The organism is Coleofasciculus sp., assembly GCF_046539235.1.
Classification (GTDB): domain Bacteria; phylum Cyanobacteriota; class Cyanobacteriia; order Cyanobacteriales; family Coleofasciculaceae; genus Coleofasciculus.
On the sequence record NZ_JBKHHI010000080.1, the window covers coordinates 1 to 20,071 of the forward strand.

Below are 20,071 nucleotides of genomic sequence, written 5' to 3' on the forward strand. Positions count from 1 at the left end.
TGCAATGGGAACTGGACTGTTTAGTTAACTTGGCGAGGGGGTTTGGGGGAGCTATAAGTCCCACGCTGTAATCTTTGATGAGCGCGTTGGGATACTTCGACAAGCTCAGTAACAACATGGACTCCCCCAAAATACGCTCAAAATAAGCGTTTACTTTAGTCTAGATAAGTGGCGCAGGGCAGCAATGTCTAACAGCGATGTTGGGAGCAACGCACCATGATCTATGATTTGGTCCCGCATTTCTCACAAGTTTTGCCATCTGAGTCGTCGAAACCTTTACCTGGATTAGGTTTCGAGCATTTTCGACCAACCCGGAATTTTGACTGTTGAAAGCCTTATTCTACGGTTGATCCAGGTTGTATGAGCCTTTGGGCAATTGTGGTGAGAAATCCGGGGTTATGAGGCAACATTAACATGAAATCATTTGAACAAGGGTTCATTGAACAGCAACCGATTAATCAAAGACTGCTGCAAACGATTCGCTTGATTGGAGAGTATAAGGGTAAGCAGGAGTTGTTTAAGGAACAAGCGCCCCAAGTTCTGGAAACGTTGCGCCAAGCGGCGGTGATTCAGAGTACGGAGTCTTCCAACCGGATTGAAGGGATTACTGTACCGTTGGAGCGGATTAAGAAGCTGGTTACGGAAAAAACAACACCACGCGATCGCTCGGAACAGGAAATTGCTGGGTATCGGGATGTCCTGACAACGATTCACACTAGCTATGCCCATATTCCGTTTACGCCGAATATTATTTTACAACTTCATCGTGACCTTTACCAGTTTGCTGTTAATACAGGGGGGCGCTGGAAAACGGTGGATAATGAAATTAGTGCCACCTATCCGGATGGGACTAAGGTGGTCAGGTTTCGACCGACTCCCGCTTATGCGACGCCTGTGGCAATGGAACGTTTGCATGACCAGTTTAATCGCCTTTGGCAGTCGAGTGAGATCGAGCCGTTATTGCTTATTCCGACCTATGTTCTGGATTTTTTATGTATTCACCCGTTTTTAGATGGAAATGGGCGAATGGCAAGGTTGATTACCCTATTGCTACTTTATAAAGCGGGTTATGAGGTGGGGCGGTTTATTAGTTTGGAGCGGATTGTCGAGAGAACTAAGGAAAGTTACTATGATACGCTTTACCAGTCTTCCCAAGGTTGGCATGAAGGAGAGCATAACTTATTACCATGGTGGGAATATTTTTTGGGAGTGATGGTGCTGTCGGCGTATCGGGAGTTTGAGACAAGGGTGGGGGTGGTTACGTCTACGAGGGGAACGAAAACGGCAATGGTGTTGGATGTGATTAACAATTTGCCTAGGGAGTTTTCGATTCGAGAGTTGCAGGAGCGATGTCCAACGGTGGGGATTGATTTGATTCGTCGTATCTTGCGTCGGGAGCGGGATGCTGGACGTTTGACTTGTCAGGGACGTGGGGTGGATGCGCGTTGGCAGAAGCAATAAATTATTCCTAATTTATAATTCATCCTTAAAACAATGAAATTATATCAACCTGATTTTGAGGAGCGTTTATTTTCTGAATTAAAAGCCGGAGAATGTATGCAATGGTAGAGCATTGGTTTATTAATCGCAGTTGGTGGGCAAAAAACCCAGTGATACTATCACTGGGTTAACAAGGGCTGCTGTAATAACTGAAGAAGATGTCGTTAGCTAGTATATTATTGACTCAACGTTAAGTCTTGTTTATTCGCGGATTAAAATTCAAAAATTCGGTTAAACATGATACCAAATCCGCCGAGTTTAGTATTAGAGGAAAAACCCTCGCTATCCATCAAAAAAGGTCAACGAGGGAAGATTTTATTAAATTAGCGGAGACAAATTTGAGGTCGTTCCAGACGCGCCATCATACCATGCTATCTGGAACTGAGTTATCTAACGAACCACGCCCTGTTGAGAAGCAACTTCCATGGGCTTGATCAGGTAGAGTCTCAGGAACTGCCAGCCATTAGAGACATAGTAGGGCAGCTTCTTGAAAAATTGCACGAACTTTGGACTGTTGGAGTTAGCAATTTCCGTTAACTTTTCGTTATTGCCAATACAGACTTCTAGACGTTCGTAGAACTTAGGATGTTCCACATCTAAAATCACCGGAAATACCCGTCCTGCCGTTTCGTTGGTCTTCTTAATCACATGCTTATCATACTCGCGGGCATCTAAACCAATCGACCGATAGAAACCAGACCGCTGGATGTCATTTAGATACATGGTCACAAATACTGAGAGCAAGAAGAAGCGAGACCATAACTTCGCCTGCCAATCATTTAACATTTGCGGCTGGGCTTTCATGATCGCATCAAAGAAATCCCCATGACGATTTTCGTCCTGACACCAGTTTTCAAAGAACCGGAAGATGGGGTAAATCCGGTCTTCAGGATGGGCTTCAAGATGTCGATAAATGGTGATATACCGCCAGTAGCCAATCTTCTCCGACAAATAGGTGGCGTAGAAGATAAACTTCGGCTGGAAGAAGGTGTACTTCTTATTCTTGGTCAAAAATCCCAAATCCAATGCCAGATTGAAATCTGACATCGCCTTGTTCAGGAAACCAGCATGACGTGCTTCATCACGAGACATGAGGGTGAAACATTCTGCCAGCACCGGACTTTTATCTTTGATCCGACGACCCAATTCTTTGTACAGTAAAAATCCCGAGAATTCTGCTGTACAGGAACGCTCCAGAAATTCCACAAACAAGCGGCGGGTTTCACCGTCGATATGCTCCCAAGACTGCTCAAACTCAGCGTCCCGGACGAAGTGGTGGCGATTGTAGTCCGCACGGAACTCTTCTAGAATCGCCAATAGCTCATCCTCATTCGGCGAGATATCCATCTGCGCCATGGCTTCAAAGTCCGTCGTGTAGAACCGAGGCGTCAGTATGGTCTCCTTCGCCGGGGATTTAACGCCAGGTCTGATTTCTTCAAAGCTAGGTTTTTTAAGGGTATCTACCATGTTTGTTTTACTCGTTATCTTTTACTTAGGATTTTGGACTTGAGAATATGGCAATTGGGGGGTGACTCGACCCGCGCCGATTTTTTAGAGCTGCATATTGAGTCTACCAAGGTCTTGGGTGAGTGCAAAATCCAGTTAAGGTTAAAATTTGTAAATTTGCTTAACCTTTCTTCATGTTTGTCAGGGAACAGGTAAGGTAGAGACGTTGCCTGCGTCTCTACAACAGTTCGGCTTTGTCAAAAAGGGACATGACTATCCCCATGCCCCTAATTATTAGATCAAAGACGGTTTAGTACCGAAGCACTAACCACTAAGCCTATTCAGCTTCAACGCGACCATAAAAGATCCCTCGGATCAAGACTTCTTCAGGTTCTTCTTCAGCACCTAAGTCAGTATCAGCCGTCTGTTTACTTTCAAAGGTACCCGCAATTTCTCCGGTGTAGCTATCCACTTTAGAAACCTGTAGAGACATCTCACCCGAGCGAGTCTCTACGCGCTTAACGTTAGCGCGAACAAATTCTTCTTCATCCGCTTTGGAAGGCAGTGCGATCGCATTATCATAGCCAGATGCTACACCACGACCTTTGGGATCGAGGAACACAGCACCTCGATAAGACGGAACCTTAAATTCCCCTTCAAAGTCAGTAGACGTATTCACGCTTGTCATGTTTGGCTGACTTGTGGCAACCAAACTTTTAATTGTGAACATGAAGGGAACTTGTTCGCCTCCAGGTAGCTGTACTGTAATCGCTTGAAAGTCAATGCCATCCTCTTCAGTAAAGATAAGGCTGCCATTTTCTCCAGGATTCAAGGAACCTTCAACTTGATCTAGGCTAGAGGTAGCCCGGGTCAATAACTTACCTGGGATATATTCTGCCTCTCTACGCTTATTTGTCGGTTCTTCCTTGACAAAGAAGCTGGTTGGCTGTAAACACAGCTCGACAATTCGATAGGACTTATCAGACTCAATGGGAATAGAACCACGAGTTGTTTCTGAGAGCTGGGGACATAAATTCGCTAAGCCCGTATTTCTAATCTGGTCGTAGGTCAATTGATCAGGACTAGTCGCTGTTGCTTCTGAACAAGCCGTTAACACCCCCAGACACAATGCCAAAAAGGCAACAATCAATGCGCGATACCTCATGGTCAACCTCAATCGTCAATCTCTAAAACAAGAAAAATTTTTTTATGGTGATTAGTTAGTGAATCAGGCTGTGGTTTATATAAATAAAACCGCAACTATCCTTACCATATCAACGAAAGTCACCTTAAATTCACTCCACCTTAAATGAAATGCGGCAAAGGTGCGGACGAGGAGAACCCGGAGGGTCAGCGTCCGATAGCGAAGCAGGTGGGCAACGCCCGACGAAATTGCCGCACTGGGATTACTCCCATGGTCAACAGGCTTTGAAGAGCCTACACCTGATCCTGCGATTAGGTGTGCGGTCGTTGACACCATGGTATAGTTTTGGTCACACGCTGGTTATCGGTGATCGCTTAGTAGATCGAACGGTGGCTTACTAAAGCCTTGTTCCCTACAGGATGCCGAAAGCGTGAACCTTAGCTTTTCTCTAGCATTGTACACGGGAAGCGACACTTTTACGCTTTCAATCAAGCAGGTGGCAAGAAACAACGAAGATTGACAGGGGTAGGATGAATTTTAGTGATGAGTTAGATGCTCAGGATCTACAGGTCAAATTACAAGCTCTAAGGACGGAGATTTGGGCGTTAGCCGATAAGCATAAAGGGGATACATTAACACTGCTGGCTCTGCTGCGGACGCTGGAAGAGGCGCACCGCGAGATCCGAGATGGTCTATTTCAAGACTCGTTACCCGACAATCGACAAACCCTGTATGCGCTGCTCAAAGATATTGAAGAATTAGGGGGTTGGCCTTATGTGGCACGGATGAAGCTGCGATCGCTGCTGACAAATTTCCCGGAAGCAGCCATCTCTGAGATTCAACAACCCTAAAGCGAGCTAGCGCTTGCGGAGCGAGATTACGGCGGGAAACGTCTTGGAGATTAGGTTAAACGATGTTGCGCCAACAAGACAGTTGGGGCAACAGGTGCTAAGATCCAGCCGTCAGTCTTAGCACTTTATCTTATTATTCTTATTTTTGAGCAGGGACTATGAATGAAATTAAGTTTGGCACAGACGGCTGGCGAGGTGTGATCGCCGCCGATTTTACTTTTGAGCGTGTGGCGTTAGTCGCAACAGCCGCTACTCAAGTTCTGGCTGAGTGTTATGGCAAAACCAGCGGTAGCCGGACTGTGGTGGTGGGTTATGATCGGCGCTTTATGGCAGAAACCTTTGCCAAAAAGACGGCGGAGGTTGTCCAATCCCTGGGATTTGATGTGTTGTTTTCTGAAAGTTACGCGCCCACTCCGGCATTTAGCTGGGTAGCAAATAACCAGAATGCTCTAGGTGCTTTGGTTCTAACGGCTAGCCATAACCCAGCCAGTTATCTGGGATTAAAAGTGAAGGGGGCATTTGGGGGATCAGTTCCGCCAGAAATTACCCAAAAAATTGAAGCCAAACTCGCTCAACCCCCAACCTCAGCGCCAACGCCAGGTAAAATCCAATCCTTTGATCCTTGGTCGAGTTATTGTGATGCGCTGCGCTCAAAAATAAATTTGGCGAGTATTCAGAACCTGATTAGCCAAGGTAAATTGACTGTCTTTGCCGATGTCATGCATGGCGCAGCCGCAGGGGGCTTGAGCAAAATTTTAAATGTACCGATTCAGGAACTCAATAGCTCCCGTGATCCCTTATTTGGTGGCGGTGCGCCGGAACCTTTGCCCCGTTATCTGTCTCAACTCTTTCGCCAAATCCGTACCCACCGACGACAAGCAGAGGCGGCTTTACGGGTAGGATTGGTCTTTGACGGAGATAGCGATCGCATCGCGGCAGTGGATGGACAAGGCAATTTCCTCAGTTCTCAAATTCTAATCCCTATTCTGATTGAACATTTAGCATCCCGACGGCAAGAGACAGGGGAAGTGGTAAAAACAATTAGTGGTTCGGATTTAATTCCCCAAATTGCTCAACTTTATCAATTGCCTCTCCACGAAACCCCCATTGGGTACAAATATATTGCTGATCGCATGGTTTCTACCCAAGTCTTGCTGGGAGGTGAAGAGTCCGGTGGAATTGGGTATGGGACACATATCCCAGAACGCGATGCCTTACTCTCTGCCCTGTATCTGTTGGAAGCGATCGCGGAATCGGGTATGGATTTAAGCCAACTTTACCAAAGCTTACAAGAGCAAGTTGGCTATACCTCAGTTTATGACCGCATTGATTTACATCTAGCGGGAATGGATGAGCGATCGCGTCTACTCAACCAACTGCAAACCCAACCCCCCACTGAGATTGATGGTCAAGCGGTTGTTGATTGTCAGACAATCGACGGGTACAAGTTCCGGTTAGCCAATGGTAGCTGGTTACTGATTCGGTTCAGTGGCACCGAACCCGTCTTACGCCTTTACTGTGAAGCCTCGACTCCAGAACAAGTTCGTCAAACCCTCAGTTGGGCAAAAGATTGGGCAAATAGGAATCAGGGGTGAGAGAGCAGGGGGAGATGGGAGACAAAATTTCTATAGCCCATTACTCTATTCCATAAGACACACCGAGCGAAGCCGAGGTGTTGTCTATTGCCTGTTCCCTATTCCCTATTCCCTGTTTCCTAACAAATGACGAATGACAAATGACAAATGACCAACCTAATTGTTGCCACTGGAAATCCAGGTAAATTACGCGAGATGCAGGCATATCTCGGTGATTTGCCCTGGGAATTGCAGCTTAAGCCACCGGAAATCGAGATTGAGGAAACGGGGGATACCTTTGCGGCTAATGCTCGTCTCAAGGCGTTAGGTGTCGCCCAAGCCACGGGTCAATGGTCAATCGCCGATGATTCTGGCTTGCAAGTAGATGCTTTGAACGGAGCGCCGGGTATTTATTCAGCACGCTACGGCAAAACCGATACAGAACGGATTCAGCGGTTGCTGTCCGAACTGGGGGATACGTCCAATCGGGGGGCGCAGTTTGTTTGTGCGATCGCGATCGCTCGTCCTGATGGCACAATCGCCTTAGAAGTGGAGGGCGTGTGCCGAGGTGAAATCCTCAAGGCTCCCTTGGGTACAGGTGGCTTTGGCTACGATCCGATTTTTTACGTGCCAGAACAAGGATTAACCTTTGCCCAAATGACTCCGGAACTGAAGCGACGCTACAGTCACCGTGGCAAAGCCTTTGAGTTACTCCTTCCCCAGTTCAACCAAATTTTATGAATTATGAATTAGAAAAATCAATTCTTAATCCATAATTCATAAGTTAGTTTAAACAGCTTCCAGGTTCCGTTCACCCGTCCTGATCCGGACAATTTCCTCAACGGGACTGATGAAGATTTTTCCGTCGCCAATTTCACCCGTGCGAGCAGCAGCAATAACTTTTTCTACTACCATATCGACTTGGGCATCTTCGACGACAATCTCCACCTTGAGCTTTTGCAGGAACTCAACGGTGTATTCAGAACCTCGATAGCGTTCGGTTTGACCTTTTTGGCGTCCAAATCCCCGAACTTCCGAAACCGTCATCCCGACGATTCCAGCGTTGACCAAGGCGATTTTAACTTCATCAAGCTTAAAGGGTCGAATAATCGCTTCTACCTTTTTCAAGATTCTAGCTCCTCACTTACGTTTCTTTATTTATATGTATCAGACCAGCATGACACGATGAACTACGGCGACTTACTTCGTTGAAGTCGCTGTTTCTGACGTTTCTTCGCCCCTAGTTGCTTCATACTTCCGTATGCAGTAGAGCTAGGCAACTCGGCGTCTAAAGAGGACAGTTCCTGCCCCCTTGCCCAAATCTCGTTGACTTGAGCAGCATTTACGTCTCTATCCTCAACATGATTACAGTCGGGATTAGAGCAAACATGAACTCTATCTGCTAAGGTCTTGGGAGTCAGTTCCCAGCACTTAGCACATCGCTGAGTAGGTTTGAGTTTCTGTGTTGGTGACTCGACATAGAAGCCATTAGCTTCAGCCGCTTTATAGGTTAACAGGTCTCCAATCATACCAAAACCAACGTCAAGGATAGACCTATTTAATCCAGCTTTCTGTAGTTTTCGTTTACCCTTCTTGGCTTTGCCTGTCATTTTTTTTACATTTAGCTGTTCACCAGCGATTAGGCTATTACTGCTGACTATATCGCTGGTTGTCTTGTGCAGCCAATCTTCCCGCTGTCGGGTGACTTTCCGTTGGAGTTTAGAAACTCTCTTCCATTCCTTTTTCCAGCGTCTTGAGGCTTTAACTTTCTTGTTCCTGTTAGGGGTTCTCTTGCGTCTCAAACGCTTTGAAGCCACCTTGACCTTTTTATGTCCCTCCTTAATAAAGTCTGGTTTAGGAATTTTATCACCAGTCGAAAGAGTTATCGCGTCTTTACAACCCAAATCTATTCCAATAGAACCTGTACCCGTTTGACGAGTTGGTTCACATTGTACAGTTATTGATGCATACCATTTACCATTTCTAAAGAAAATTGTACAGGTCGTTGGAATTCCCCATGTCCTGGCTTTACCTCGGATATGAATTTTTTCTCCCAAGTCTCTCAGCTCTAGATGACCATTTTTGCCATTAGAGGAGACCCGCCAACTTTGTTTATTAGGATATGTCCAACCTGCATATCGTCGTTTAGCTTTAAATTTGGGATATTTACCCAAACCCTTAAAAAAACGTTGATAGGCTATATCGACACGTTTTAATGTAGCTTGTAACGTCTGAGAACCTAATTCTGCATACTCAACCCAAACTTTTTTAAACTCAGGCAAACAGTTCTGTTGTTCAAAATAATCAACAGAATGACCAAAGTGTTTGTACTGTGTCCTACGGTTTGCAATAGCCGCATTGTATAGGTCACAGTGCATTTTTCTTGCCCAATGGAGTTTGTCGCACTGGGAGTTATTTGGATAAAGTCTGAAAGTCACTCGGCGTGTTAGCATCTTCTATCCGGCTCCGGCTTACTTCATTGAGGTTCCGGAGATAATCGCGATTTAGTTTTACACTCCCATCAATATTTTTTTTGTAACATTGAATACAGTTATTTGGAGTGTCGTATGCATTGCCCGTCGCCAATCGCCAATTCCCAGACGGTCAACACTCGATCAGGGCAGGTTGAGTTGTAGTGAAACTCGCCCCGACAAACTATGCCTTCAGTCGTCAAGGGTCAAAACTCTCGCATTTCCCCAATCCTCAGGCTACGGTGGTCGATCGCCAAACTTTTGATTAAAATGAGAATATATCACAGGGGGCCTTAATGGTTTCGACGTGTTGGTGAAAGCCAACCCGTGATACAGGTCGAGAGTGAGTCTTCTCTCGTAAATCCCGGACTCAAAAAAAAGTAACTGCGAACAACATCGTTCCTTTTGCTCGTAAGGCAGCTCCTGTAGCCGCTTAAACACCTCTTATAGGTTCGAGCGTTCTTAGTCTGACTCCGTTAAGGGCTAAGGACACAACCCCAACGGATGCGCTAGGCGAGCTGTCTTTGGTCGGCTGGCTAGCAAAGACCCCAACCAAAGCATCCCACCATCCGGGATAATGGATGGTTCCCGCCCTGAGGATGAGAAGGGCTAAGCCTGTGAATGATCGGTAGGTAAATACCCAATGCGGACACGGGTTCAATTCCCGTAGGCTCCATTTCTAAATTCAATTTTCCGATGTAATAAGACCCCTTCATCTAGCATGGAGAGGTTTTTATTATGATCAGATTATCCGGATGAATGCCTTGATGACAGAAAAAGGTAATCAAACGCCTTCGGTGCCCTGATCAATTTATTAACAATTGTTGCGGGTCAGATGAATGAACTCCAAACTCCGGCTTTGGTGTTCATTCAATAATGTTGAAGGTAAGGATGCTAGGATTTGACCGCCCAAAAGGAGGGGAATTCATCCTATCCAACCGAATCCCTTACTCTGGAGTACCTCATCCTTAAATATGTAAACAACAACGAGCAAGAGCAAGTTATGGTAATGCAACCTACGTATGGTAATGGTTTTATCGATAGCTCAACCCTTGAACTTTCTCAGGAAGGATTGCGGTCTATTCTGAATCAGATTGAGGCGGAACTCATCGATAGTGAAGTTTACCGTCGCACCATGGCTGGGTTACAAACGATGTTAGGAGAAGCCTCAAGCAACGCCCATATTCTGGTCAAGGCGGTGGGGCGAGAAGCCGTAAGGTTGACCTTTCAGGAATTTGCCAGACAGTATAAGGTGGTTCCTGTAACTCCTGTGGCTTCTGACGGAATGAATCAACCGACAGAAACCGAAGAGGAGGAGTTGGAGATTCCCCAAACTGAAGAGACGGAATGTCCGATTGGCTCTGGAGAAACGATGTCCCATAGGGTTGAGACAAACTTATCACCCAGTTTAGCGGATCGAGAGATTGGGGAAAATCAGTCGCGTAAAAAACTCTCCAAAGCAGAATTAGCCGCACAAAAGCTTTTCCTAGAACGGGAAGAGATGTTGCAGCACATTGGTCAACAACTGCGACGAGCGCGTAAATCCCGCTCTTTGAGTCTTCAGCAGCTACATCGCCAAACCTTAGTCCCCATTCATCAAATTGAAGCATTAGAAACGGGTAGTCTGGCTCAGCTACCCGAGGATATTTATATTCGTGGTTTTATTCGCCGGCTTGGTTATGCTCTAGGGTTAGATGGTGTAGCATTAGCCTTGTCTTTGCCAGAAATTGATCCGGTCAAGTCTGTGGTTCCTTCCTGGTATAAAGATCCAGTAGCTACAGGGTTTCACCTTAAATCTGTTCATTTATATCTAGGCTACGCCACGTTGATTGCAGGAGCAGTGGGAGGACTTAACTGGATGTCGAATCAACAATCTGCACCACAAAACACAGCGGAACCTGAACCTGTTCCTTCTGGTCAAAACTCTATTTCTCCAAAAGCTGAAAGTAGCAAATCTACCCATACGCCGGGGATTCAATCGGGTCAAACGGGTGTAAAAGCAGGAGCTGATATTGCTCCACCTGAGGCATTTCCGTTTTAAGGAGATGGGGAGATGGGGAAGATGGAGAAGCTAACAAAGAACGTAGCTTGCTTCTTGTCGGGAGCGAGTATGACATAAGACGAATGACCACTTTATAGACTCTTTACCAATTCCTCACCAACTCCTAACACATATCTATCTGAAAGAATCCCTGTAGTCAGAATAGTGAAATATGAACATCAAATAAGACTATTTTTTTACAGTCTTACCTATTTAAAAAAAGTGACTTACTTAATCTGTAATTGTGAAATATTGCACAAGCAAATCTATCCATTAAGTTGGGGCGCGAATACGATTGGGCGGGAAGAGGATAACACTATTGTGGTTGACCATAGCTATCTTTCCCGTTACCACGCTCAGATTTTGCTCTCCCCTGACGCTGTGCTCCTTCGGGATCTCAATAGCCTCAATGGTACGTTTGTGAATGAGTTTAAAGTTGAACAATGTCAACTTAAGGATGGAGATTTTATTCGTTTAGGGGATGTATCGTTTAAATTTGTACAGCAAATCCCTAAAGTTGAGAAAACTGTACCATCGGACAATGATACGGAAATTTCAATTGTCAAGCAAGTTTCTCCGGAAAAAACTCGAATTGAAATTACTGATTTATTGCAACCAGATAAGTCAGAAAATTCTATTATTAAACTGAAGCAGCAAGATGCTCATCAACGAACGGTTGATAAATTGCAAATTTTACTAGAAGTCAGTAAACAATTATCCTCTCCTGAAGATCCCGATCAATTGCTGCAAAAAATTGTCGATTTGCTATTTGAAATCATGCATATTGATCGCGCCACTATTTTGATGGTTAATCAAATCAGTGGTGTGCTGGAACAAAAAGCCGTAAACTGGCGATCTGGAATCCAGACTGACGAAAATTTTTACAGTAGTAAAATTACTAATTTTGTCCGTGAGCAGGGGGATGCAATTCTCACGGGTGATGCTCGCAAAGACGGCTTATTTAATGATTCAATCTCTATTGTTGAACAAGGGATTCATGCCGCAATGTGTGTTCCCCTGAAACCCGCAGATGAGGTGATTGGGGTATTGTATGTGGATAATTTGTCCATGACTGATATCTACTCCGATGAAGATTTAGAGTTTTTAACTTGTCTAGCCAACCAAGCCGCGATCGCGATTGAAAATTCCCGCCTGTATAAAAAGATGCAGGAACAGGAAGTAATGAGGGCAAAGTTGGAACGATTCTTTCCTCAATCTGTTAGTCGCAAGTTACGGGAAGAAGGTAATTTAGCCACGGTGGAGACAGAAGTGACGGCTTTGTTTGCCGATATTAGCAACTATACGCAAATGTCGGCGGAAATGGAACCGCGTCAGATTGTTGAAATGCTGAATGAGTATTTCCAAGTCATTGTAGAAGAGATTGTTTTTCCTTACGAAGGAACCTTAGAAAAGTACATCGGTGATGGAATTCTAGCAATTTGGGGCGCACCGTATCGCCAACCAGATGATGTGGATTTAGCGGTACAAGCAGCGATTGAAATGCAATGGGCAGTTTCCCGCTTAAATCAAAAATGGATTCGAGAAAACCGACAACCTATTCAAATTCACATTGGTTTGAATACAGGCACAGTCGCGGCTGGAAATATTGGTTCTAAAAATATGATTCAATATGCCACAATTGGGGATACAACAAATGTGAGCAGTCGAATTTGTGACGTGGCTCAAGCTGGGCAAATTTTAATCTCTCAAAGTACGTTTGATAAGCTGGGTGATCCGAGTATTCCCCTCGAAAAAATACCACCTGTTTTTGTGAAGGGTAAGACTTCGCCTTTACATCTCTATCGGGTTTTGTGGCAGCACTATAACGCGACGGACGTATTGTGCGAGAATGATGGTCTAGTAACTACACTTAGTCCATCTTAACTACTGGACGTTAGACAAAATTTTACTAGGAACTTTTACCATGGCAAACGTTATTTGTAAGTCGAGATGTTGAAACTATTGCCTATTGCCTATTGCCTATTGCCTATTGCCACCACAAGACTTATTCAGCAGACCCTACTTAGCTTCTCACTGAAGCTTTGCCCACAGTCTCTCGACCATGAGGTTCCATAAGGCTAGACACATCGGGACCACTCGGGATAATTCCGCCAGGATTCAGCGGAAACAGATTGCCGTAATAATCTCGCTTAACACTCTCCAAATCACAGGTATCTGCAACCCCCGGAAGTTGATACAAATCGCGCAGGTAAACCCCTAAGTTTTGATAGTCTTTAATCCGGCGAAGGTTGCACTTAAAGAGTCCATAGTAAACAATATCAAAACGGAATAGGGTTGTAAATAGACGCACATCTGCCAACGTCACTCTATCGCCACACACATAGCGATTTGTCTCTAATACCGCATCAATTTCATTGAGTGTCGTAAACAATTCATCACAGGCTTGATCATAAGCCTCTTGAGATTGGGCAAAACCGCAGCGATAAACGCCATTATTCACCGTATGGTAAATTTTATCATTCCACTCAGCGATCGCGGACTTCAGATCCTCTGGATACAAGTCCAGTGCAGCATTCTTAGCGAACTGATTAAACTGAGAGTTGAGCATAACAATAATCTCGGCACTCTCATTATTAACTATCGTTTTCGTCTGGTTATCCCACAAGACTGGAACCGTCGAACGTCCACTGTAACCGGATTGGGCTAACTGGTATAATTCCGGCAACGTGTGACAGCCCTCTTCGGGTTCCTCAAACACCCAGATTCCCTGATCTGAAGATGGCGAGACAATCGATACACCGATAACCTGATCCAATCCCTTAAGCGCCCTCACAACCAGCGTCCGATGCGCCCAAGGACATCCAAGTCCAACAAACAGAGTATAGCGCCCTGGGGCGGGTGGATAGGGATTTCCGGCGTCTGTACCAATCGTCTGTCTAAACTGACTCTCTGGGCGAATGTATTCTCCCTTTTTGCTGGGCGGTGCTAGTTTGGACATCATAATCTGCCACATTGTTGTCCAGACAAACTTGCCCAACCGGATAATCACGGTTGAGGGGAGAGATGTACCTTTCGGTTTCCAAGAAGATGTTGCCATGAGTGAAGAATTGAATTGTATCTTACTGGCGTGACACATCTAGTTTGATGGATTAGCTTGGGTTCGTAGTAAGGGCTTTAGCCCTATATCCTATATCCTATATTCTGTTGGGTTTCCTGTCGTCAACCCAACCTACAACTACAACTGGTTTATCAGCAAAATCTATTCCACCACGTTAGCTATGTCACATCCCTACTGTATCCAATAGCGGCGAATAGTAGCGATCGCGATCGCATCCCGGAATGATAATCTAGCTACTGTTGGGTTTTCCTGCCGATCATCCAACACCAAAGCACACCAGACTAACGGTAGATATGGCTAACATCACCATCCAATCCGCAACTGAACATGACAACGGCTGGTCTTATCAGGTGAAACTAGAAAATGATCGCGAGTATAACTACGATGTCACCCTCAGTCAATCAGACTATAACCAATGGTCGCAAGGGAAAGTTTCACCTGAACAATTAGTCGAGGCGGCGTTTGAATTTCTACTGGAACGTGAACCCGCCTCCTCTATCATGTCAAAATTTGATTGTGCCGTAATCCGCCGCTATTTTCCCGAAGTGGATAGCGAGTTACCGAAGAAACTTTAACGGTTAAAACTCAGGCTATTCATCATCTGGTCTAACACTTGTTTATTGCGTTGATAGCGTTGACCTTGCATATCATAGGTCGTCCCAATCAGAGTTTGCCCATCGAGATCGACGAAGTATAAATAAGACCGGACTCCCTCAGGGATTAATCCTATCCCTGTGGCTTTATTCTCTTGACCCCAATAGGAGGCTGAGACATCTTTAAAGTTAATCGCATTTCGTTCTAGGGAGGTATTCGGAAATGCCTGGTCGATCATCGCCGCATATTCAGCGCGAGTAATCACATTATTAGGTCGAAAGGTTTGATCTGGATAACCACTGACTACTCCTTGTTGAGTCAGTCCTTGAATACACTGTTGTGCCCAATGACCTTGGATATCTGAGTAGTTCTGTGCCTTGACAGGTGGGGCAATACTTCCACCAACAGCACTAGCAAAGATGCCGACAGATAGCCAGGAAAATATAGGTTTAAGCTGTTGGACAGAATAAAGTATAGTGTTTTTCATAGCACCCAATTCTCTAATGTTTTGATGTATTGGGTATCTTTTAGCAAAAATACGATCCTATCTGCCTCTAACTTAAGAGGATGATTGGATTGGTTTTTTTTATAACTTTAGAGAGAGGCGCGATCGCTCTGTTTACTTTATTTTTCTAAATCTAGAATTGCTCGTTGGAAGAGGGCGAGCTTTTCTTTAGCTTATCTATAAACTCAAGTTGCTCTTGTAGTGTTGTTATTACTTGTTGTTTCATATACATAGAGGAATGGAGGTTTGAACTAGGATGGTGGGGTGAGGAGAGCGATTACTTAAGTGTAGGTTGTTTTGAGAAGTCGTGTTAGTTAACAACTTCTCCTCGAATCTCCTGTAGAATCGCGGAAATTTTCTCTTCTGAATCAAGATGCTTCGCTAATACTTGAGCTGTTATGTCTAAAACCCGATCAGAAAAAAGTTTAGCTAGATCCTGTCGTAATCCTTGACCAATATAAAACTTCAATAGAGCATCCAATGACATATCTCGACTAGCCGCCACTTTTTTGAGTGACTCCACTGTGTCTGTAGGAATCTTGAGTGATACTGTCTCAGTTGCCCGTGGATGCAAACGCAGTTCAAATGTTTTTTCAGGCTTGTTCATAGAATTTTCGTTCAGTACGAGTAGCAATACGAGCAGAAATAATTCGGATTCGTTGTCTACGCTCTACATAGACAACCAGTAAAAGTCGCGGAGCAAGTGAATACCCAATAATGAAATCACGCTGTTCATTATTGGCTGAAGCATCACCCATTTGATAGAAAGGGTCAAAGAAAACTTCAGCCGCTTCTGGAAAGGTTACACCATGCTTTTCAAAATTGCTCTGTGCTTTGTTCTGATCCCACTCAAACTCAACACCCTGTAAACGGTACAAAATGTTCATACTGTTAATTTTACACAACTCCTCTATGATGACGATTCGGTGCGGTTAGTCCGACTCACTCAAAAGCCGTGATAGGTATTTCTACTCAAAACCTATAAGGATTTCTGATAAAGCCCCTGGGGTTGATCGTGTAAAAATGAAGAAAAAATAAATCGTTTTAATAAACGTTGCTGATACAGGAGTCAACATCAATGGTAGTACTCACCGATCGCACCCAGAAGCGCTTAACCATGCAGACGGGGGAAATCGCGCCAGATACAACGGCGATCCGTTCCTTAGACTGGGATCGCGATCGCTTTGATATTGAGTTTGGGCTGCAAAACGGCACCACCTATAACTCGTTCCTGATTCGGGGTGAGAAAATTGCCCTGGTGGATACCTCCCATGAAAAGTTTCGTGAACTTTACTTAGATACCCTCAAGGGGTTGATTGACCCCAGCCAGATTGATTATCTGATTATTAGCCACACGGAACCCGATCACAGTGGCTTGGTGAAGGATATTGTCCAACTCGCGCCAGAGATTACCGTCGTGGGATCAAAAGTGGCGATTCAATTCCTAGAAGACTTAGTACATCACCCCTTTAAACGGCAAATCGTCAAAAACGGTGATCAACTGGACTTAGGCAAAGGGCATGTGTTGGAATTTGTCAATGCCCCTAACCTGCATTGGCCCGACACCATCTTCAGCTACGATGCTGGAACCCAAGTCATGTTTACCTGTGATGCATTTGGGATGCATTACTGTTCCGACAGCACCTACGACGAAGACATGAGTGCCATAGAAGCCGACTTCCGCTTCTACTACGACTGCTTAATGGCACCCAATGCCCGTTCCGTTCTCTCCGCCTTGAAACGGATGGATAAGCTGGGAGACGTAACCACCGTCGCTACGGGTCATGGTCCCCTATTATTGCATCATGTTAGCGAATGGGTCGATCGGTATCGGCGCTGGAGTAAAGCCCAAGCAAAAGCCGAAACCTCTGTGGTTGTATTCTATGTGTCCGATTACGGTTATAGCGATCGCCTTTCCCAAGCCATTGCCCGAGGCATTACCAAAACTGGGGTGGGTGTGGAAATGATGGACTTAAAATCGGCAGATCCGCAGGAAGTCCAAGAAACCGTCAGTCGCGCCGGGGGAATTGCCATTGCCATGCCTCCCGCCTCGAATAAAGCAGCTACCGCCGCGGTGAGTACCATCCTCGCCGCCGTAAAATCCAAGCAAGTCGTGGGTATCTTTGAATCTTATGGGGGGGATGACGAACCCATTGACCCCCTACTGAGTCAATTCCGCAACCTGGGACTCAAAGAAGGATTTGCCGGGATTCGGGTCAAAGAAACCCCAACCGAAGCCACCTATCAACTCTGCGAAGAAGCCGGAACAGATATGGGGCAACTTCTTACTCGCGATCGCGAAATTAAGCAACGGAAATCCCTGGATAGTGACCTGGACAAAGCCCTAGGACGAATCAGTGGCGGACTTTATATTATTACCGCCCAAAAAGGTGATATTAAGAGTGCCATGTTAGCCTCCTGGGTATCCCAAGCCAGCTTCAAACCCCTCGGCTTAACCATCGCGGTGGCTAAAGATCGGGCGATTGAGTCGTTAATGCAAGTTAGCGATCGCTTTGTGCTAAATATTTTAGAAGAGGGGAATTATCAGGCATTAATGAAGCACTTCCTCAAGCGCTTTCCCCCAGGTGCCGATCGGTTTGAGGGGGTGAACACACAAACAGCGACGAATGGATCACCAATTCTCACCGATGCGTTGGCTTATGTGGAATGTAAGGTGGAAAGTCGGATGGAGTTGAGTGACCATTGGATTGTCTACGCCTCCGTTAACGCTGGACGAGTGTCTAAGGCGGATGCATTAACGGCGGTTCACCATCGTAAAGTGGGGAATTACTATTAGTCATTCGTCATTTGTCATTCGTCATTTGTGTTAATGATGTACAACTGATGGACGTAGCTTCCTCAGTCTTTTGTGATAGTGCCCCTTCTCCCTTGAAGGGAGAAGGGGTTAGGGGATGAGGGTGAAGTGGTTCCCAGAGTGGGGGTACACCGCCCAAAAGCTTACCAGACTATCATACCTGTAGTTATTTGAACAAAAGAATTACTCTCTTACCCTTCTTAGACAACCTTCTACGCTAAAATCTCATGAACCCTCCTACCCCTCGCGACGTTCAAGTCCTCCCCATCGCCTCCGACACCACCGTTCTCCGTTCCCGGACGTGGGATAGACTCAAATTTGAAATCGAATACGCCCTGCAACGCGGCACCACCGCCAATTCCTATCTAATTCAAGCGGATAAAATCGCCTTGATTGACCCTCCAGGGGAATCCTTCACCGAAATCTTTTTAACCGAACTTCAACGTCGGATTGACCCCAAACAGATTGATTACGTCATCCTCGGTCACGTCAATCCCAACCGAGGCGTTACCCTAAAAGCCTTACTCAAACTCGCCCCCCAGATACAATTCGTCTGTTCCAATCCTGGTGCGATCGCGCTGCGTGGTATCTTAGATGCACCGGATTTAAAAGTCACGGTGGTACGGGGCGATGAAACCCTGGATTTAGGCAAGGGTCATCATCTACAATTTATCCCCACCCCTAATCCCCGTTGGCCCGACGCCCTCTGTACCTACGACCCGCACACCGAAGTTCTATTTACCGATAAGTTATTTGGTGCCCATCTGTGTGGTGACCAAGTAATGGATGAAGGCTGGACAACAATTAGCGAACACCGCCGCTATTATTTTGATTGTGTCATGGCACCTCATGCGCGACAGGTAGAAAAGGCGCTGGATAAGATAGAGGAGGTGCAAGCAAGGCTTTATGCCACAGGTCATGGGCAATTGGTACGCTATAGCTTAATTCCCCTGACCCAATCCTATCGCCAATGGTGTGAGAGGCAAAAAACCCAAGACATCACCGTCGCCCTGTTGTATGCTTCAGCTTATGGGAATACCGGTACCGTCGCCCAAGCGATCGCACGGGGGATTACTAAAGCTGGAGTTGGTGTAGAATCGATTAACTGCGAAATTGCTGACCCGGAAGAAATTCGTGCCGCCGTGGAAAAGGCGGAGGGGTTTGTCATGGGTTCCCCTACCTTAGGGGGTCATGCACCCACCCAGATTCAAACCGCTTTGGGGATTGTTTTATCCACGGCGACGAAAACTAAACTGGCGGGGGTTTTTGGGTCGTTTGGCTGGAGTGGTGAAGCGATTGACTTGATTGAAAATAAGTTTAAGGATGCGGGGTATAAGTTTGGCTTTGAGACGATTCGGGTTAAGTTTAAGCCCACGGAAGCCACGCTGAAATACGCCGAAGAAGCGGGAACGGATTTTGCCCAAGCCCTGAAGAAAGCCAAGAAATCCCGCACATCTCGCCAACCCGTCAGTGATGCCCAAGTTGCCCGCACAGAACAGGCTGTGGGGCGGTTAATTGGGTCACTTTGTATTATTACGGCGAAGCAGGGAGAACTCACGGGGGCGATGTTGGCAGATTGGATTTCCCAAGCCACATTTAATCCACCGGGTTTAACTATTGCGGTGGCGAAAGACCGGGCAATTGAGTCATTAATGTATCAGGGTGATCAATTTGTGGTGAATATTCTGGAGGAAGGGAAGCATTTGGGGTTAATGAAGCATTTCCTCAAACCCTTTGCCCCAGGGGAAGACCGATTTGCGGGGGTGGCGACGGAGGATGGCGAAAATGGTTGTCCGATTCTTAGCGATGCTTTGGCGTATGTGGAATGTACGGTGGATAATCGGATGGAATGTGGGGATCATTGGTTGATTTATGGGGTAGTGACCAATGGCAAGGTGTTATCGGAGGGGGTAACGGCGGTGCATCATCGCAAGTCAGGGACGCATTATTAGTGCAGGGGGATGGGGGGATGGTTAGCATTCCGAGTCATCTTCATTTAAATCCCCTAATGCTGCCACAATCGCAATTAGGGGTGCGGTGTTGATGACAAT

General features: G+C 45.8%; 17 protein-coding genes and 1 other RNA gene. 10 read left to right on the plus strand and 8 right to left on the minus strand.

The features are described 5' to 3' along the window. Positions 1-414 precede the first annotated feature (414 nt). Positions 415-1,461: a Fic family protein gene (locus tag ACLFWI_RS09735; protein ID WP_446364495.1), complete on the plus strand. Its 1,047-nt coding sequence runs from the start codon at positions 415-417 to the stop codon at positions 1,459-1,461. A gap of 429 nt (positions 1,462-1,890) precedes the next feature. On the opposite strand, the gene acsF is transcribed toward ACLFWI_RS09735, so the two are convergent. Both acsF and psbO read right to left on the minus strand, forming a co-directional pair. Next, positions 1,891-2,967 (minus strand): magnesium-protoporphyrin IX monomethyl ester (oxidative) cyclase, encoded by a 1,077-nt coding sequence (gene acsF, locus ACLFWI_RS09740; protein WP_446412780.1) that lies wholly within the window; start codon positions 2,965-2,967, stop codon positions 1,891-1,893. A gap of 316 nt (positions 2,968-3,283) precedes the next feature. After that, the gene (psbO, locus tag ACLFWI_RS09745) at positions 3,284-4,111 is read right to left on the minus strand and encodes a photosystem II manganese-stabilizing polypeptide (protein ID WP_446412781.1); all 828 of its coding nucleotides are present in this window, start codon (positions 4,109-4,111) and stop codon (positions 3,284-3,286) included. A gap of 509 nt (positions 4,112-4,620) precedes the next feature. Here psbO and ACLFWI_RS09750 point away from each other — a divergent pair. From ACLFWI_RS09750 to rdgB, 3 genes are all read left to right on the plus strand, one after another. Next, positions 4,621-4,941 carry a hypothetical protein gene (locus ACLFWI_RS09750; RefSeq protein WP_006098291.1) on the plus strand — a complete coding sequence of 107 codons (321 nt, stop codon included), beginning with the start codon at positions 4,621-4,623 and terminating at the stop codon, positions 4,939-4,941. 158 nt (positions 4,942-5,099) lie between these two features. Next, positions 5,100-6,536 carry a phosphoglucomutase/phosphomannomutase family protein gene (locus ACLFWI_RS09755; protein ID WP_446412782.1) on the plus strand — a complete coding sequence of 479 codons (1,437 nt, stop codon included), beginning with the start codon at positions 5,100-5,102 and terminating at the stop codon, positions 6,534-6,536. Between the two features lie 147 nt (positions 6,537-6,683). Further along, a complete protein-coding gene (rdgB, locus tag ACLFWI_RS09760) occupies positions 6,684-7,256 on the plus strand; it encodes an RdgB/HAM1 family non-canonical purine NTP pyrophosphatase (protein WP_446406738.1) in 573 nt (190 codons plus the stop codon). Positions 7,257-7,304: 48 nt separating this feature from the next. On the opposite strand, the gene ACLFWI_RS09765 is transcribed toward rdgB, so the two are convergent. Together ACLFWI_RS09765 and ACLFWI_RS09770 are read right to left on the minus strand one after the other, a co-directional pair. Further along, a complete protein-coding gene (locus tag ACLFWI_RS09765) occupies positions 7,305-7,643 on the minus strand; it encodes a P-II family nitrogen regulator (RefSeq protein WP_006098071.1) in 339 nt (112 codons plus the stop codon). Between the two features lie 62 nt (positions 7,644-7,705). Then, positions 7,706-8,968 (minus strand): RNA-guided endonuclease InsQ/TnpB family protein, encoded by a 1,263-nt coding sequence (locus tag ACLFWI_RS09770; protein ID WP_446412783.1) that lies wholly within the window; start codon positions 8,966-8,968, stop codon positions 7,706-7,708. A 305-nt stretch (positions 8,969-9,273) separates the two neighbouring features. Between ACLFWI_RS09770 and ssrA the strand changes: the two genes are divergently transcribed. The 3 genes from ssrA (at position 9,274) to ACLFWI_RS09785 (ending at position 12,911) form a co-directional block, all read left to right on the plus strand. Further along, positions 9,274-9,665, plus strand: a transfer-messenger RNA (tmRNA) gene (gene ssrA / locus ACLFWI_RS09775). 324 nt (positions 9,666-9,989) lie between these two features. Then, positions 9,990-11,027: a helix-turn-helix domain-containing protein gene (locus ACLFWI_RS09780; protein WP_446412784.1), complete on the plus strand. Its 1,038-nt coding sequence runs from the start codon at positions 9,990-9,992 to the stop codon at positions 11,025-11,027. A gap of 252 nt (positions 11,028-11,279) precedes the next feature. Next, positions 11,280-12,911, plus strand: coding sequence for an adenylate/guanylate cyclase domain-containing protein (locus ACLFWI_RS09785; protein ID WP_446412785.1), 1,632 nt, complete (start codon positions 11,280-11,282; stop codon positions 12,909-12,911). Between the two features lie 139 nt (positions 12,912-13,050). Here ACLFWI_RS09785 and ACLFWI_RS09790 read toward each other — a convergent pair whose 3' ends face one another. Further along, on the minus strand, positions 13,051-14,085 hold the full coding sequence (locus ACLFWI_RS09790; RefSeq protein WP_446412786.1) for a glutathione S-transferase family protein: 1,035 nt from the start codon (positions 14,083-14,085) through the stop codon (positions 13,051-13,053). 314 nt (positions 14,086-14,399) lie between these two features. Here ACLFWI_RS09790 and ACLFWI_RS09795 point away from each other — a divergent pair, with 314 nt between their 5' ends. Continuing rightward, a complete protein-coding gene (locus ACLFWI_RS09795) occupies positions 14,400-14,681 on the plus strand; it encodes a hypothetical protein (RefSeq protein ID WP_446412787.1) in 282 nt (93 codons plus the stop codon). On the opposite strand, the gene ACLFWI_RS09800 is transcribed toward ACLFWI_RS09795, so the two are convergent. The 3 genes from ACLFWI_RS09800 to ACLFWI_RS09810 all read right to left on the minus strand — a co-directional run bounded on the left by ACLFWI_RS09800 (position 14,678) and on the right by ACLFWI_RS09810 (position 16,092). Continuing rightward, on the minus strand, positions 14,678-15,187 hold the full coding sequence (locus tag ACLFWI_RS09800) for an S-layer homology domain-containing protein (protein WP_446412788.1): 510 nt from the start codon (positions 15,185-15,187) through the stop codon (positions 14,678-14,680). The genes ACLFWI_RS09795 and ACLFWI_RS09800 overlap by 4 nt on opposite strands. Positions 15,188-15,515: 328 nt before the next feature. Then, the gene (locus ACLFWI_RS09805; protein WP_446412789.1) at positions 15,516-15,812 is read right to left on the minus strand and encodes a hypothetical protein; all 297 of its coding nucleotides are present in this window, start codon (positions 15,810-15,812) and stop codon (positions 15,516-15,518) included. Continuing rightward, positions 15,799-16,092 carry a BrnT family toxin gene (locus ACLFWI_RS09810; RefSeq protein WP_446412790.1) on the minus strand — a complete coding sequence of 98 codons (294 nt, stop codon included), beginning with the start codon at positions 16,090-16,092 and terminating at the stop codon, positions 15,799-15,801. The genes ACLFWI_RS09805 and ACLFWI_RS09810 overlap by 14 nt, the downstream gene beginning before the upstream one ends. Positions 16,093-16,283: 191 nt before the next feature. Between ACLFWI_RS09810 and ACLFWI_RS09815 the strand changes: the two genes are divergently transcribed. Continuing rightward, positions 16,284-18,002, plus strand: a complete 1,719-nt coding sequence (locus ACLFWI_RS09815; protein ID WP_446412791.1) for a diflavin flavoprotein — start codon at positions 16,284-16,286, stop codon at positions 18,000-18,002. A 245-nt stretch (positions 18,003-18,247) separates the two neighbouring features. Next, positions 18,248-19,972, plus strand: coding sequence for a diflavin flavoprotein (locus tag ACLFWI_RS09820; RefSeq protein WP_446412792.1), 1,725 nt, complete (start codon positions 18,248-18,250; stop codon positions 19,970-19,972). Positions 19,973-20,071: the final 99 nt, after the last annotated feature.

What these genes read in the sequence shown, in the direction of transcription:
- ACLFWI_RS09790 (WP_446412786.1), bottom strand. Translation starts at nt 14,085, where the DNA reads ATGGCAACATCTTCTTGGAAACCGAAAGGTACATCTCTCCCCTCAACC.
- rdgB (WP_446406738.1), top strand. Translation starts at nt 6,684, where the DNA reads ATGACCAACCTAATTGTTGCCACTGGAAATCCAGGTAAATTACGCGAG.
- ACLFWI_RS09810 (WP_446412790.1), bottom strand. Translation starts at nt 16,092, where the DNA reads ATGAACATTTTGTACCGTTTACAGGGTGTTGAGTTTGAGTGGGATCAG.
- ACLFWI_RS09820 (WP_446412792.1), top strand. Translation starts at nt 18,248, where the DNA reads ATGAACCCTCCTACCCCTCGCGACGTTCAAGTCCTCCCCATCGCCTCC.
- acsF (WP_446412780.1), bottom strand. Translation starts at nt 2,967, where the DNA reads ATGGTAGATACCCTTAAAAAACCTAGCTTTGAAGAAATCAGACCTGGC.
- ACLFWI_RS09795 (WP_446412787.1), top strand. Translation starts at nt 14,400, where the DNA reads ATGGCTAACATCACCATCCAATCCGCAACTGAACATGACAACGGCTGG.
- ACLFWI_RS09735 (WP_446364495.1), top strand. Translation starts at nt 415, where the DNA reads ATGAAATCATTTGAACAAGGGTTCATTGAACAGCAACCGATTAATCAA.
- ACLFWI_RS09755 (WP_446412782.1), top strand. Translation starts at nt 5,100, where the DNA reads ATGAATGAAATTAAGTTTGGCACAGACGGCTGGCGAGGTGTGATCGCC.
- ACLFWI_RS09805 (WP_446412789.1), bottom strand. Translation starts at nt 15,812, where the DNA reads ATGAACAAGCCTGAAAAAACATTTGAACTGCGTTTGCATCCACGGGCA.
- ACLFWI_RS09800 (WP_446412788.1), bottom strand. Translation starts at nt 15,187, where the DNA reads ATGAAAAACACTATACTTTATTCTGTCCAACAGCTTAAACCTATATTT.
- ACLFWI_RS09750 (WP_006098291.1), top strand. Translation starts at nt 4,621, where the DNA reads ATGAATTTTAGTGATGAGTTAGATGCTCAGGATCTACAGGTCAAATTA.
- ACLFWI_RS09815 (WP_446412791.1), top strand. Translation starts at nt 16,284, where the DNA reads ATGGTAGTACTCACCGATCGCACCCAGAAGCGCTTAACCATGCAGACG.
- ACLFWI_RS09780 (WP_446412784.1), top strand. Translation starts at nt 9,990, where the DNA reads ATGGTAATGCAACCTACGTATGGTAATGGTTTTATCGATAGCTCAACC.
- psbO (WP_446412781.1), bottom strand. Translation starts at nt 4,111, where the DNA reads ATGAGGTATCGCGCATTGATTGTTGCCTTTTTGGCATTGTGTCTGGGG.
- ACLFWI_RS09770 (WP_446412783.1), bottom strand. Translation starts at nt 8,968, where the DNA reads ATGCTAACACGCCGAGTGACTTTCAGACTTTATCCAAATAACTCCCAG.